Origin of the sequence: Bradyrhizobium sp. McL0616, from assembly GCF_049993385.1 — a bacterium.
Taxonomy (GTDB): domain Bacteria; phylum Pseudomonadota; class Alphaproteobacteria; order Rhizobiales; family Xanthobacteraceae; genus Bradyrhizobium.
Genome location: NZ_CP188255.1, coordinates 7,021,744 through 7,036,444, shown reverse-complemented (window position 1 = coordinate 7,036,444; position 14,701 = coordinate 7,021,744). Strand labels below are relative to the sequence as shown.

At 63.1% G+C, this 14,701-nt stretch carries 11 protein-coding genes and 1 pseudogene; 8 read left to right on the top strand and 4 right to left on the bottom strand.

Features of this window, described 5'->3' with window-relative positions:
* Positions 1–70 precede the first annotated feature (70 nt).
* Together ACPPVR_RS33820 and ACPPVR_RS33815 are read right to left on the bottom strand one after the other, a co-directional pair.
* Positions 71–1,219: a hypothetical protein gene (locus tag ACPPVR_RS33820; protein ID WP_426610850.1), complete on the bottom strand. Its 1,149-nt coding sequence runs from the start codon at positions 1,217–1,219 to the stop codon at positions 71–73.
* Positions 1,220–1,221: 2 nt separating this feature from the next.
* The gene (locus tag ACPPVR_RS33815) at positions 1,222–1,929 is read right to left on the bottom strand and encodes a FecR family protein (RefSeq protein WP_426610849.1); all 708 of its coding nucleotides are present in this window, start codon (positions 1,927–1,929) and stop codon (positions 1,222–1,224) included.
* Positions 1,930–2,129: 200 nt separating this feature from the next.
* Between ACPPVR_RS33815 and ACPPVR_RS33810 the strand changes: the two genes are divergently transcribed.
* On the top strand, positions 2,130–3,410 hold the full coding sequence (locus ACPPVR_RS33810) for a phospholipid carrier-dependent glycosyltransferase (protein ID WP_426616237.1): 1,281 nt from the start codon (positions 2,130–2,132) through the stop codon (positions 3,408–3,410).
* Positions 3,411–3,475: 65 nt separating this feature from the next.
* Here the strand turns inward: ACPPVR_RS33810 and ACPPVR_RS33805 are convergent, their stop codons facing one another.
* Entirely contained in the window at positions 3,476–4,117 is a 642-nt protein-coding gene (locus ACPPVR_RS33805) for an OmpA family protein (protein ID WP_426610848.1), read from the bottom strand.
* Positions 4,118–4,641: 524 nt separating this feature from the next.
* Here ACPPVR_RS33805 and ACPPVR_RS33800 point away from each other — a divergent pair.
* The 4 genes from ACPPVR_RS33800 to ACPPVR_RS33785 all read left to right on the top strand — a co-directional run bounded on the left by ACPPVR_RS33800 (position 4,642) and on the right by ACPPVR_RS33785 (position 8,197).
* Positions 4,642–6,054, top strand: coding sequence for a caspase family protein (locus ACPPVR_RS33800; RefSeq protein WP_426610847.1), 1,413 nt, complete (start codon positions 4,642–4,644; stop codon positions 6,052–6,054).
* A 252-nt stretch (positions 6,055–6,306) separates the two neighbouring features.
* Positions 6,307–6,552, top strand: a complete 246-nt coding sequence (locus ACPPVR_RS33795; RefSeq protein WP_426616236.1) for a hypothetical protein — start codon at positions 6,307–6,309, stop codon at positions 6,550–6,552.
* Positions 6,553–6,674: 122 nt separating this feature from the next.
* Positions 6,675–6,929: a hypothetical protein gene (locus tag ACPPVR_RS33790; protein WP_426610846.1), complete on the top strand. Its 255-nt coding sequence runs from the start codon at positions 6,675–6,677 to the stop codon at positions 6,927–6,929.
* Positions 6,930–7,036: 107 nt separating this feature from the next.
* Positions 7,037–8,197, top strand: a complete 1,161-nt coding sequence (locus ACPPVR_RS33785) for a winged helix-turn-helix domain-containing protein (RefSeq protein WP_426610845.1) — start codon at positions 7,037–7,039, stop codon at positions 8,195–8,197.
* Here the strand turns inward: ACPPVR_RS33785 and ACPPVR_RS33780 are convergent.
* Positions 8,139–8,608: pseudogene (locus ACPPVR_RS33780) on the bottom strand (DUF2809 domain-containing protein). The gene ACPPVR_RS33785 and the pseudogene ACPPVR_RS33780 overlap by 59 nt on opposite strands.
* Positions 8,609–8,686: 78 nt before the next feature.
* Here ACPPVR_RS33780 and ACPPVR_RS33775 point away from each other — a divergent pair.
* The 3 genes from ACPPVR_RS33775 (at position 8,687) to ACPPVR_RS33765 (ending at position 14,686) form a co-directional block, all read left to right on the top strand.
* Positions 8,687–10,021 carry an MFS transporter gene (locus ACPPVR_RS33775; protein WP_426610844.1) on the top strand — a complete coding sequence of 445 codons (1,335 nt, stop codon included), beginning with the start codon at positions 8,687–8,689 and terminating at the stop codon, positions 10,019–10,021.
* Positions 10,022–10,261: 240 nt separating this feature from the next.
* Complete coding sequence (locus tag ACPPVR_RS33770) at positions 10,262–11,368, top strand: efflux RND transporter periplasmic adaptor subunit (RefSeq protein ID WP_426610843.1); 1,107 nt, start codon at positions 10,262–10,264, stop codon at positions 11,366–11,368.
* Positions 11,369–11,548: 180 nt separating this feature from the next.
* Positions 11,549–14,686, top strand: a complete 3,138-nt coding sequence (locus tag ACPPVR_RS33765) for an efflux RND transporter permease subunit (protein ID WP_426610842.1) — start codon at positions 11,549–11,551, stop codon at positions 14,684–14,686.
* Positions 14,687–14,701 lie beyond the last annotated feature (15 nt).

Here is a 14,701-nt window from a genome sequence, read left to right as displayed (position 1 = left end):
AGTGGTCAATCGATAGGCTGCGGCGTACCTACGCGGGGTATGACGGCGGAGTCTGAGGCGAGATCGCGTCTCAGTAATTGATTCTCAGCCCTACGCCGCCATGGATCGTGTTGCCGACCGGCTGCGGGCCTATCGTGCCGTTGGCGAAGAGGTCAACGATCCAGCCCTTGGAAACGCGGAAGCCCAGGCGGCCGCCATATTCGAACCAGCCTTGGTTGCCCATCGTCGGCACCACCACGCCGTCGCCGGTCACGGTGGCGACGATGCCGCTGTGGCTGGCGAACGACTGCACCCAGCCGCCATTGACGTTGGCTTCGATATTGCTGCCGTAGAGATGGGTCCACTGGCCGCCGATCTTGACCAGGCTGGTCCGGTCGGTGCCCGTCGCGATGGTGGCGTCGAACGGATTGAACGCGGCCGCATTGTCCGCGTAGCCCGACACGCGCTGCCAGAGCTGCCAGACCTCGACGGAGGCCGCGACCTCGTCGCGCGGTGACAGCCGGCTCATCCAGCCGGCGCGACCATAGACCGCGTAGTTGGCGGCGTTGGTCGAGCTCGTCACGCTCACCGGACCGAGGCTGGTGTTGTAGCTGCGGGTGTAGCGCGCCTTCTCCCACGGCGTCAGAATCGTGCCGACGTCGAAGAACGGGCGCGACGAGCCCCAATCGGTGAAGTCAAAGCGCAGCGCGAAGGCGCCGATCGGCGCGCTAGTGATGTTGTAGCCGCCCTCGCTGTATTGCGTGTAGGCGATGCCGGCGAGCAGCGACAGATTGGGGGTGAGCTCCTTGCGGCCGTGGATGCCCGCCGAGAACGAGCCGGCCGAACCGAACGCGCTGATGCAATCGCTGCAATTGACCTGCTCGTTGACGCCGAGCAGCACCGTGCCGAGCACCCGGTTGGTGATCATCTGGTTGAAGCGCTGGTTGGCGAGGCCGCCGATCGAGTTGCCGCTGGAATCGGAGCCGGTCGGCGTCGGGCTCGGCGATGGATACGGGCTCGGCGATGGATACGGGCTCGGCGACGGATAGGGGCTCGGTGAGGGATATGGACTCGACGAGGGGGAAGGCGAGTACGTCGGCGATGGATTGGGGTTCGGCCCGCCGCACTCGGTCTCACAGGTGGACTGCGCCGCAGCCGGACGGACGTCGTTCGCAAACGCCAACAGTGCAAGGATTGCGGCGGCGCTCAATGCAAACCGCCTGAAGCCGAGCTTCGCCATCATCAACGCCCGCACAGCATGCCGTCGTCATGGACGGCGGGCGTGATGGTTGGCGATGCGTCGGCATATTGGTTGACAGAGCACAGCCCGGCATTCGCGGCACAGGCGCCGGCAAACGTCCAGGGTGGCGTGTTGGTCTTGGTGATCAAAACCTTGCCGCCGGTCGAGGTGATGATTGCGGTGTCGCCGGGCTGGGTGAGCTGCACACATTGGAAGCTCAGCGTGCAGACACTGGCCGCACCCTCCTGAAGCACGATGATGGAGCGGCCGCGCTGGGAGAGGATATCGAGTGTGGTGCCGCGCACGCCGATGGTTGCGAGCGGCGTCGTGATCTTGTAGGCGGTCTTTTCCGAATGTCCGGTGACGAAACGGAATGCGCCGGTGGTCATGCGGATCGCGACGTCGCGGTAGCTGTGCTCGTCGTTGAAGACGGTGCGATCAAGCTTCAGCGTCGCGCTCGGGCCGAGCGAGAGGTTGGTGCTATCGGCCATGACGAAACGCGCCGCGCTGTTGGCACCGGTCTGCACGGTCTCGTCGCGCAGCATGCTGTCGCCGACATTGATCGGCGTCGTGGTCGCGGCGACGCGCACCACTTCGTTCTGGACCAGCACGGCTTCGCCGACGCGCGTCTTCGTTTGCGCCTGCGCGCACGGCGCCGCGAACAATGCGGCCGATAGCAGTGTGGGGAAAAGCAAGAAACGGAAATTCATGTCGCTACCGATCGATATGTCCCTGATCGTACCGGACCGCGCGCACTTGTGTTGTGGCAGAATTATCACAAGCGGCGCAGGACGCGCGTTAGCTTAGTGACAGCCGCGGTAGAATGCGTTCAATGCAGGTGCTGAGTTATTTTTTTATCCGCGGTGACGCAGATTTGCCACGCAAAATAGCCCCACAGCCGCCGCGTGAATTGCCTGCGGTCCCAAAGGTGTCGCGGAGCGCAGTGATCGCTGTCGCGATCTTCCTAGCTGCGCATCTCGCGCTGCTCATCGGGCTGGCGACGCCGGACAAATTCGTCTTCGACGAGGTGCATTATGTGCCGGCGGCGCGGCAACTGCTCGGCTCCACGCTGTCGCAGCCGATGCTCAACCCGATGCATCCGCCGTTGGCAAAAGAGCTGATCGCGGCATCGATCGCGACCTTCGGCGACAACGCGCTTGGCTGGCGCTATCCGGCGACGCTGTTCGGCGCGCTCGCGATCGTTGCGATCTATCTCTGTGGTCTGGCGCTGTTTGCCGCGCAAGGGCCTGCGATCGCGGCGGCGATGATCGCGGCCTTCAACCAGATGCTCTATGTCCAGGCGCGCATCGCGATGCTCGACATTTTTGCGCTTGGCTTTGGTCTGCTCGCGACGGCCGCCTTCATGCATGGCTTTCGAAGAGAGCGCCCGCATGCGTTGTTCGCGCTTGCGGGGGCGCTGTTTGGCCTAGCCGCGTCTTGCAAATGGAGTGGCTTGTTTCCGCTCGGAGTCTGCATCGCTATCGTTGCGGTCGTCCGCCTGATGCAGAGCTGGCACACGCTGTTTGCCGACGCCAAGCCGAGCGACTGGTATCGGCCGGATCTTTGGCCTGATTTCAGGCTGCACCATGTCGCGCTCTGCTTTGCAGCGCTGCCGGCGCTGACCTATCTTGTTGCCTTCGTTCCGCTCTACGGATTATCGTTGCCGGATCTGATCGAGGCGCAGCGCCGGATCTTTGCCGACAACACCACCACGGCAATCGCGGGCCATACCTATATGAGCTCGTGGCCGTCCTGGCCGTTGCTTGCGCGTCCGGTGTGGTTCCTGTTCGACAAGACCGCGGAAGACAATGTCTCCGCGGTCGTCTTCCTCGGCAATCCGCTGGTAGCGTGGCCGGCGCTGCTCGCGCTTGTCGTGGTGCTGCGCGACTTCATCGTCGGACGTCGGTGGGATGCGTTCCTGATCGCGGCGTTCTTCTTTGGCCCCTGGCTCGCCTGGGCGCTGCTGCCGCGCACGCTCGGCTTCATCTATTATTATCTGCCGGCCGCAACCGCGGCCTCTCTCGCGCTGGTCTATGTGCTGCGCAAAGAGAGGCTGCCGCGCTGGCTGTTGTGGGCCTATGTCGGCGTCGCCGCGATTGGCTTTGCGGCGATGCTGCCGATCTCGGCGGCCTTCGTCGGCACGTCGATGCAGACGTTCAACCGGCTGATGCTGTTTCAGAGCTGGATCTGATAAGAGAAAGCCGCCTGCCGTTCACGCGGCAGGCGGCTTGTCGATTGTGGTGATCACGTCTCAGATCATTTGGACGCCGTCTTGGTGTCCATGTTCACGACCTGGACGCGGCGGTTGACCGGGTCGGCACCGTTGGCGGTGTCCTTCAGCTTGGTCTTGCCATAACCAACGGTGACGAGATCGCCGTTGTTGAGGCCGTAGTTCTGCACCAGATACTTCTTGATGGTATCGGCGCGACGTTCGGAGAGGCCCTGATTGTATTCTTCGGTACCGATCGCGTCGGTATGGCCGGCGACGACGAAAGTCGAGCCCTTTAGCGACGGGTCGGACAGCGCCTTGCCGAGCGCCTGCACCGACGGCACCGAGGTCTTGGCGATGTCGGCCGAGTTGTAATCGAACTGGATCTCCAGATCGATGTTCGGCTTGGCCGCCGCGAGCTCGGCGATCTGATCACGCTCGCCCATCGAGAGCGAGCGGGTCTGCCGGTTGCGGACGGTGTTCAGGAAGGTCGCTTCCTTGGCCTGCGCCGTCGGATCGGCCTGCGGACCGACAGACAGACCGCGGGTCACCGGCTTCGGTTTCAGCGCATCCAGGATCTGGCTGGAGGAGACGTTGTTGTCCGCGGCGAAAGCCAGGCTCGCCGTCATCGACAGCGCGGCCGTGAGTGTCATCGCCTTCAGTCCAAAAAACTTATTGAAATGGGTCATTGTCGTATCCTCGCTGTGACGCCTGATGGCGATTTGATGCTGCGAGCGTAAGCTAGGTTCAAAGGCTCTTATGTGATACGAGTCACATTCAGAGCCGACCACAATTCCACGCGTATCTTAACGCCAGTGCCGGTCGGCATCCATGGCATCCAGCCAGCGGCAGTGACCTACCGCCGGTGCAGCACAAGGCCCCGCGTCAGGAAGTAACGCTGTCTCATTCGATCCTCGAAAGCCGTGTGCAAATCCTGCAAGTCTTTTCGAGATCGTCCCCCGCGACGCGCTGGACTCACGGCCAACGCGGGTACAATCTCGCCGCCATTGCTCGTCACCAGCCGTTGTTGCCCGCTGCGTCAGCAGCCCGAAAAGCAACCGTCGCAGCGTGTCTCAGCTCGGTTCGAGCAGCAGAAATCCCCGGGTGATCCAGATCACAGTACATCGTCGTGAACTGGATCAAATTGCTCTCATCGGATCGGCTCAAGCTGATCCGAGAGCAGCGAAGAAGTTTAGATCAGGGGAGAATGATCATGCGCTTCTTGATCGCAGCAATTTCGATCGTAGCATTTCTCGTCAGTGGCAACGCAGCTTTGGCCGACAAGCGCGTCGCCTTCGTGGTCGGCAACTCCGCCTACAAGAATGTGCCGCAGCTTCCCAACCCGGCGATCGATTCCAAGACGATGGCCAGGGTGCTGCGCAATGTCGGCTTCGATGTCGTCGAGGGCGCCAACCTTACCCGCGACGCGATGACGGCGAAGCTTCTCGAGTTCGGCAAGAAGAGCGAAGGCGCCGATGTCGCCGTCTTCTTCTATGCCGGCCACGGGATTGCCGTGAACGGCGTCAACTACCTGTTGCCGATCGACGCAGACCTGAAATCCGAGATCGACGTCAAGCTCGGCGCGGCGATCAATGTCGACATCACGCTCGACCAGACCATGGCGGATGCGAAGGTGAAGCTCGTATTCCTGGACGCTTGCCGTGATAACCCGTTCGCGGCAAAGATCCGTTCGGCCAAGGCCACTCGCACCGTCAGCGTGCAGACTGGCCTCGCCGAAATGAAGTCGGGCGAGGGCACGCTGATTGCCTTTGCCACCGGCCCCGGCCAGACCGCGCTCGACGGCGAGGCCGGCACCAACAGCCCGTTCACCCGCGCCCTCGTCGCCAACATTGCCCAGCCGGGCGTCGAGATCCAACAGGCCATGACCAAGGTTCGTGCCCAGGTCAGTGACGAGACGAGCAAGGGGCAATTACCCTGGGGACACACCAACCTCACCGGCAACGTCTATCTCAATCCGGTTGCCGCGTCGGTTGCGGCCACGACCGATCCGTCGAACGCGCCGGTGTCGGCCGCAACCAAGCAAAGCTCCGACATCGAGCTCGAATTCTGGCGCTCGATCAAGGACACCAACAAGGTGGAAGAGCTCAACGCCTATCTCACCAACTATCCGAACGGCACGTTCAAATCGATCGCACTCTCCCGCATCGCAGCGTTGCAGGATGGACCGTCCAACACCACCCGTAACCTGTCGGCCGGGATTGATCCCGCGACTTTCACCGAAGAAGCCAACCAGATCTCCGAGGACCAGATCGGTCTCGACAAGGGGCAGCGCCGGGACGCGCAGCGCCGCCTCACCGGGCTCGGCTTCGACGTCAAGGTGACCGGGACGTTCGACGACGAGACCCGCTCCGTGATCAAGCGGTGGCAGGCGGCACGTGGCTATCCCGCCACCGCTTACCTCAACAAGCTCCAGCACAAGGCTCTGCTGTCGGAGATTGTTTCGACCCGTGCTGCGCCCTCCGAGCAGGCAGACGATGAGCCGGCGCGTCGCCATTCCTCCGGTGGTGGCGGACGGCGCCATTATAGTAGTGGCGGCGGTGCGCCGACAGGCGGCCCCGGCGGTCTGTTCGGCGGCATGATGGGTGGATTGTTCGGCCGCCGCTGAGAGGCAAAGGCAAACGGCGAGGCGGCCCGAGCCGGGCCGCTTCTGCCTTGGAAATCCAGCTACATCAATCGTCGCAAAGCGGTCGCCGCATGGCCTGCTCGCGAACAAGAAATCGGCCAGATGCACGCCTAGCAAAAACCCTTCATCCGACAACCGCAAACAAGGGGAGCCGAGTTCCATCCAGTGCCAAGGCCAGGTGATTACCAGTTTTATCGCAATGGGCCGCCGGATCGGACCGTGTTCCTGAACTCGATGCCCGTCTACATCGGCGCGGCCATGATCGCGGTGGCGATCCTGCTCTCGACGCTTATCACGGGGTTGACCTCCCGTTATGTCGGCCTCGAAAACCCGACCGACGAGAACATGTGGCTGGTCGACCGCCTCACCGGCAGCGTCTATCGATGCCAGTCCGAGGGGCGCGGCAAGGCCTCCTGCGAGCCGGACATCGCCACCGGCAGCCTCAGCAACCGGTCCAAAGCGCCAAAGGACGGCCGCTGATCCCTGGTGCCTTCGCATTGCAGTAAGAAAATTTTCTTCTCCGCGAAACATTGTCGGCAGAGAATACGTAGTTGCGAAGGCCGGCATGACGCCGGTTTCGTTTTACTTCAGGAGATTTTTCGATGAAAACCTTGCTCACCGCCGCAGCATTTGTCGCGTTCGCTCTTTCAGTTTCACCCGCCTCCGCCGCGATGATGGCGTGCACCAGCGATAATCTGATGAAATCGACGGCCACGATGACTGGCCCCGCCGACACGGCCGGCAAGACTGCCGCGAACAAGGAAATGGCCATGGCGAACACCGACATGAGCATGGGCAAGATGAAGGACGGCTGCATGCACTATATGAAGGCGCAGAAGGCCATGATGATGAAGTAGGCCTCGGCCGCATGATCCAGCCGCGCTGTCAGCAGATGGCAGCGCGGCTTTTCTTTTGCCGTCCTCTTGTTTCTCCCGGCGCGAATCCCGCTACATTGTCTCCCGCAATGTCCCGCGCACCAAAACTCCTTCCGCTCTCGACGACACAGGTCCGGCAGATCTGGCTGCACGCCCAGAGGCTCGACGTGCGCGCGCCGTTCGGGGAGGGTGCAAGTGCCGTGGCGGAGGCGATCGCCCATCTCGGTTACGTGCAGATCGACACCATCAACGTGATCGAGCGCTGCCATCACCACATCCTGTTCAGCCGTATCCCGTCCTACCGCCGCGCCGATCTGCGTCATGCACAGAGTGTCGACAAAAGCGTGTTCGAATACTGGACGCATGCGCTCTCTTACGTTCCGTCGAACGATTTTCGCTTCTTCCTGCCGGGGATGCGCGAGCACCGCCGCGAGGGCCACAGATGGTACGCCTCGGTAACGCCGGCCGACACGCGCAAGGTGATGCGGCTGCTTCGCGCCGGCCCGCTGACGATCCGCGATATCGAGGACGACGTGCTCACCGAGAAGGAGCATCTCTGGCAGAGCCGGAAACCATCGAAGCGGGCCTTGCAGCTCGCCTTCTATACCGGCGTCGCGACCGTCAGCGAGCGCCAGGGCATGCTCAAGACCTATGAGTTGATGACGCGCCACTTTGGCTGGGACAAGCTGCCGAAGCCGGCATCAGTGAAGGAGATCACAGCCTATCTGCTCGATCGCGCATTGCGGTCACAGGGCATCGTCAGCCTGGATTCGATCTGCCATCTCGACGCGCCGAGCAAGAAGGGTGTGGCAGGCCTGATCGCCTCGCGCGTTCGCCGTGGCGAGCTAGTCCCGGTCGCGATCGACAGCGCCGGCAAGCAGGAGCATTGGGCAGAGCCGTCCGCGCTGGAGCCGGCCGAGGTGTTGCCGGATCTCGTCCACATCCTCTCGCCGTTCGATCCGCTGATCATCCAGCGCAAGCGCACCAATCTCATTTTCGGCTACAACCATCTGTTCGAAGCCTATGTGCCGAAGGCCAAGCGCAAGCTCGGCTATTTCGCGCTTCCGGTGCTGGTCGGCGACGAGATCGTCGCCGCGCTCGATCTGAAGACCGACCGGCAAGGCAAGAAGGTGCTGATGCAGAAATGGAATTGGGTCGGGCAGGGCAAGAAGACCGCGGGGCGCAAGGAGCTCAAGCAGAAGATCGAGGCGGAGCTCGATCGATTCGAGCGGTTTCAATTGGCGGAATGAGGACCCGCCGATCGATCCAAAGGCCGAGCGCAATCCCGACCGCATAAGCAACCAAATTCCACGGCGAGAAGATGCGCCCCAACAGCAGTGCGCCTGCCCTCGTCAGCCGGAACGCATCGAGCCAAGGCATATGCACCAGCCGTGAGAACTCGACCACGATCGCGATCACCACCGCGATCGCTGTAAGCTGGCTCCGCGAAAGCCGCGGCAGCAAAACCCCGACAAGCAAAAACACCATATGGTCGCCCATAACAGCGAGCCGCCATACTTCACCACGAAGGCCGGAAGCCCGAGCGGAAAGCCGTACCAGCGCAAGCACAGCCCGCAGGCGATTACGATCAGCGCCAGGGCGGCGCGGATCAGCGACCGCTGTCGCGGCGCAACAGGTTTATCCGGCTGCGCCCCGTGCATTGCTTGCTCCATTGACTCTTTGCCCGCGATGCTGAAAACCGCCCTTTAGCTCACAAAAGCAACAATTCGGGGGACGCCATGAGCCAGACCACGACCACCTTTGCCGGTTCTGCCGGCACAGCCAAAAGCGAAATCGAGACTTCGACCATCCGCGCCATCTCGTGGCGCCTGATTCCGTTCCTGGTGCTGGCCTACTTCTTCTCCTATCTCGACCGCGTCAATCTCGGCTTTGCCGCGCTGACGATGAACGCCGAGCTGAAGTTCACGCCGCTGATCTTCTCCTGGGGCGCCGGCATCTTCTTCATCGGCTATTTCATCTTCGAAGTGCCGAGCAATCTGGCGCTGGAGAAGTTCGGCGCCAGCCGCTGGATCGCCCGCATTATGGTGACCTGGGGCATCATCTCGGCGCTGATGGCGCTGACGAGCGGTGTTACCAGCTTCTACGTGCTGCGTTTCCTGCTCGGCGTCGCCGAGGCCGGCTTCTTCCCGGGCATCATCCTCTATCTCACCTATTGGTACCCGGCCGAATATCGCGGCCGCTTTCTTGCGGCGTTCGCCATTGCAGTCCCGGTCTCGACCGTGATCGGCGCGCCGATCTCGGGCCTTCTGCTTGGGCTCGACGGCGCCATGGGCCTGAAGGGCTGGCAGTGGCTGTTCATCATCGAAGGCATCCCTGCCGTGCTGCTCGGCATCGTCACCTGGTTCTACCTCACCGACCGGCCGGAGAAGGCGGACTGGCTCTCGGCCGAGCAGAAGGCCTGGCTCAAGACGAGGCTGGATTCCGAGATCGCCGCCAAGCAGGCGGTGAAGCATTTGTCGCTCGGTGAGGCGTTGTCGTCGCCGAAGGTGATCATGCTGAGCCTGGTCTATTTCGGCTTCGTCGGCGCGCTCTATGGCATGCAGTTCTGGCTGCCGCAGATCGTCAAGGCGTTCGGCCTCACCAATGCCCAGACCGGCTTCGTCACTGCGATCCCCTATCTGTTCGGTACCATCGCGATGATCCTGTGGGCGCGGCATTCGGATGCGACGCGCGAGCGCGTGATGCATGTCGGCGCGCCGCTGCTGCTCACGGCCGTCGCGCTGGCCGTCTCCAGCTATCTCACCGATCCCACCATGACGATGGTGGTGCTGACGGTGGCCGCGATCGGCGTTTTCTGCTGCTTCGGTGTGTTCTGGACGCTGCCGACCGCCTGGCTGTCCGGCACGGCGGCGGCCGGTGCCATCGCCCTGATCAACTCGATCGGCAATCTCGCCGGCTTCGGTGGCCCCTATCTGATCGGCTGGGTCAAGGAAGCCACAGGCCAGACCTCGACCGGGCTTTTGGTGCTCGCGGTGTTGCCGCTGATTGCCGGCATCCTTGTCTTCATCGGCGGCCACGAGAGCAAGCACGAGTTCGCCGAACAGGGGCGGTAGTTTCCGGTCGTCGCCTTGGCGAAAGCCAGGGCCCAAACCCTGCGGCTTCTCTTGGGGCGCGCGGGGAGACGTCTTCTTTCAATAGCCAGCTTTAGGGGTACTGGGCCCTGGCTTTCGCCAGGGTGACGGGGAGGGTTACCACACCTTAACGATCACGCTTTCCTGATGACTGACGATTATTGACTTTTATCAGTGATTAGTCGACATTCGTCTCGTTGCAGCTCGCAGGAGTGTCCTCCGATGTTCGTCAGGTCAGTTTTATTGAGCTATTCCAGGCTCTTGGCAGGTGCGTCGCTGGCCCTGATGGCAGCCGCGCTGGCTGGATGCAATGACACCGTGGCACAGAAGGCCGAGCCGCCGCGGCCGGTTCTGGTCGCGACGGCCCATTACGATGCCGAGACCCCGGAGCGGAGCTTCGTCGGCACCGTCCGACCCCGGATCGAGAGCGATCTCGGCTTCCGTGTCGCCGGCAAGGTCGCCAAGCGCCTGGTCGAGGTCGGCCAGACCGTCGAAATCGGCCAGCCGCTCGCGACCCTCGATGAGATCGATCTGAAGCTCCAGGCCGAGCAGGCCGTCGCCGAGCAAACCGCTTCGACCGGCGTGTTGGCGCAGGCCGCCGCTGCCGAGCAGCGCGCCAAGGATCTGAAGGCCAAGGGCTGGACCACGGATGCGGCGATGGATTCGAGCCGCGCCGCTGCCGATGAGGCCCGCGCGCGTCTGGACCGCGCCGTGCGCTCGGTCGAGCTGACCAAGAATTCCCTTTCCTACGCGACGCTCAACGCCGACGCCCGTGGCGTCGTCACCGCAACGCTGATCGAGCCCGGCCAGGTGGTTGCCGCAGGCCAGACTTCGATCCGCGTCGCCCGCTTTGCCGAAAAGGAAGCGGTCGTCGCGATCCCTGAGACGCTGGTCGGACGTGCCAAATCGGGCGCCGCCAGCGTCACTCTTTGGTCGGAGCCGGGCAAGAAATATACGGCCAAGCTGCGCGAGATCGCGCCCACCGCGGATTCCGCGACGCGCACCTATCTTGCAAAATTCTCGCTGCCTGAGGCCGACGACAAGGTTTCGCTCGGCATGACCGCGACGCTGACGCTGTCGGATGCGGCCACCGAGCGCGTCGCGCGGCTGCCGCTGTCGGCGCTGTTCAACGAAGGCGGCAAGCCCTCCTTCTACGTCGTCGACGACAACGGCGCGGTCACGCTGAAGCCGGTCGCGGTCAAGTCCTACGAGAGCAACGACGTCGTCATCACCAGCGGCGTCGAAGAAGGCGCCAAGATCGTCGCGCTCGGCGTGCAGAAGCTCGATCCGAGCCAGAAGGTCCGGATCGTCTCGTCACTGTCCTTCTGAGGCGTTTTTACGAGTTACGTCGTGTGAGGTGAGTTTCGGCCGTCGCGCAAATGCGAAGGCTGAAGCGGCGAAGCGATCCAGAACCTGCCCAGCCCCCTGGATTGCTTCGCTGCCTCACGACGACGATTTGAAGAGAGTGGCTGTCGTTTTGGCAATTGGATCGTCTTTTCGGAGAGAGCGATGAAGCGCTTCAACCTTTCGGCCTGGGCCGTCAGCCATCCGACGCTGGTGCTGTTCCTGATGCTCGTGCTCGGCGTCGCCGGCTTCTTCTCCTATCAGAAGCTCGGACGTGCCGAGGATCCGTTCTTCACGGTGAAGGTCGTCAACGTCTCCGTGCTCTGGCCGGGCGCGACCGCCCAGGAGATGCAGGCGCAGGTCGCCGATCCCATCGAGAAGAAGATCCAGGAGCTGCCTTACTTCGAGAAGGTGCAGACCTATTCCAAGCCCGGCTTCACTGCGCTCCAGGTAACCTTCCGCGACTCCACGCCGCCGAAGGACGTGCCTTATCTCTTCTATCTTCTGCGCAAGAAGCTGGTGGACGTGCAGGGCCAGTTGCCCTCGGGCATCCTCGGACCCGTCGTCAACGACGAATTCTCGGACGTCGATTCCATCCTCTACATGATGACCGGCGACGGCGCCGACTATGCCCAGCTCAAGAAGGTCTCGGAAGGCTTTCGCCAGCGCTTGCTGAAGGTGCCGGGCGTGACCAAGGTCGACGTCTACGGCAATCAGGACGAGCGCATCTTCGTCGAATTCAGCCACGCCAAGCTCGCGACCCTCGGCATCACGCCGCAGGCGCTGTTCGACTCGCTCGCCAAGCAGAACAACGTGACGCCTGCCGGTACGGTCGAAACCTCGTCGCAGCGCGTGCCGCTGCGCGTCACCGGCGCGCTCGACGGCGCCAAGGCCGTGGCCGAGACCCCGGTCGAGAGCAACGGGCGTGTGTTCCGCCTCGGCGATATCGCCACCGTCACCCACGGCTATGTCGATCCGCCGAGCTTCATCGTGCGCCAGGAAGGCAAGTCTGCGATCGGCATCGGCGTCGTCACCGCCAAGGGCGCCAACATCCTCGAACTCGGCAAGGAGGTCGAGAAGGCGACCGCTGAATTCATGAAGGCGGTGCCGCAAGGTGTCGACGTCCGGCTCATCGCCGACCAGCCCAAGGTGGTCGAGCACGCCGTCAGCGAGTTCGTGCACTCCTTCATGGAAGCCCTCGTCATCGTGCTGTTCGTGTCGTTCCTGGCGCTCGGCTGGCGTACCGGCATCGTGGTCGCGCTGTCGGTGCCGCTGGTGCTCGGCATCGTTTTCATCGTCATGAACACGATGTCGCTCGACCTGCACCGCATCACGCTCGGCGCGCTGATCATCGCGCTCGGGCTCCTGGTTGATGACGCCATCATCGCGGTTGAAATGATGGTGGTGAAGATGGAGCAGGGCTGGGACCGCATGCGCGCGGCGTCCTTTGCCTGGGAATCCACTGCGTTTCCGATGCTCACGGGAACGCTGGTCACGGCCGCTGGCTTCCTCCCCATCGGCTTTGCCAATTCCGCGGTCGGCGAATACGCCGGCAGCATCTTCTGGATCGTGGCGATCGCGCTGGTCGCCTCGTGGTTCGTGGCGGTGATCTTCACGCCCTATATCGGCGTCATGCTGCTGCCCAATATCAAGGTGCACCACAATCACGATCCGCACGCCGTCTACGAGACCCGCATGTACCGCGGCCTGCGCGCCATCGTGCAATGGTGCGTCAACCACCGCATCACCGTGGTCGTCGCGACCGTCGGCGTCTTCGTTGCCTCGATCGTCGGCTTCGGTCACGTCCAGCAGCAGTTCTTCCCGCTGTCCGAGCGGCCCGAGCTGTTCCTCCAGCTCCGCCTGCCTGAAGGCACCGCCTTCAACGTCACCGAGAAGGCGGTGAAGAAGGCCGAGACGCTGCTGAAGGACGACAAGGATATCGACACCTATACGGCCTATGTCGGCCAGGGTTCGCCGCGCTTCTGGCTCGGCCTCAACCCGCAGCTCCCGAACGAGGCCTTTGCCGAGATCGTCATCGTCGCCAAGGGCGTCGAGGCGCGTGAGCGCGTCAAGGCCAAGATCGAGGGTGCGGTTGCCGACGGCATGCTGACGGAAGCGCGCGTGCGCGTCGACCGCTTCAACTTCGGTCCGCCGGTCGGCTTCCCCGTCCAGTTCCGCGTCATCGGCCCCGATGCCAATAAGGTGCGCGAGATCGCCTACCAGGTCCGCGACGTCATGCGCGAGAACAAGAACGTCAAGGACGTCCAGCTCGACTGGAACGAGCAGTCGCCATACCTCAAGCTCGTCGTCGATCAGGATCGCGCCCGTGCCATGGGCCTGACACCGCAGGACGTGTCGCAGGCGCTGTCGATGCTGATCTCGGGCTCGCAGGTCACGACCGTGCGCGACGGCATCGAGAAGGTTGGTGTGGTTGCCCGTGCGGTCGGCTCCGAACGCCTCGATCTCGGCAGCGTCGGCGATCTCACCATCACCTCGCGCAATGGCGTTGCCGTGCCGCTGCAGCAGATCGCTAGAATTGAATATGCCCACGAGGAGCCGATCCTGTGGCGGCGCAACCGCGACATGGCGATCACCGTGCGCTCCGACGTCGTCGACGGCGTGCAGGCGCCCGACGTCACTGGCCAGATCGCGCCGAAGCTGCAAGCCATCAAGGACAACCTCGAGCCGGCCTACCGGATCGAGGCTGGCGGCGCGTTCGAGGAGTCCGCCAAGGGCAACGCCTCGATCTTCGTCCTCTTCCCGCTGATGGTCATGGTGATGCTGACGCTGCTGATGATCCAGCTCCAGAGCTTCTCCCGCCTGATCCTGGTGTTCCTGACCGCGCCGCTCGGCATCGTCGGCGCCTCGCTCGGGCTCAACATCGCGAACGCCCCGTTCGGCTTCGTGGCGCTGCTTGGCCTGATCGCGCTCGCCGGCATGATCATGCGCAACGCCGTCATCCTGGTCGACCAGATCGAGACCGACGTGTCCCACGGCCTGACGCGCCGTGAGGCGATCGTCGAGGCGACCGTTCGCCGTGCGCGCCCGGTGGTGCTGACGGCGCTCGCCGCGATCCTCGCCATGATCCCGCTGTCGCGCTCGGCCTTCTGGGGTCCGATGGCGATCACCATCATGGGCGGCTTGTTCGTCGCGACCTTCCTGACGCTGCTGTACCTGCCGGGTCTCTACGCCCTCTGGTTCCGCAAGAGCCTGGATGAGGCCGGCACCCCCGAGCAGCCTGCCGCGCCGCAGCATGGGAGCAATGACGAGCACGCAATTCCGCTTGCTGAAGCGGCTGAATAAATGAGAAGACTGCTG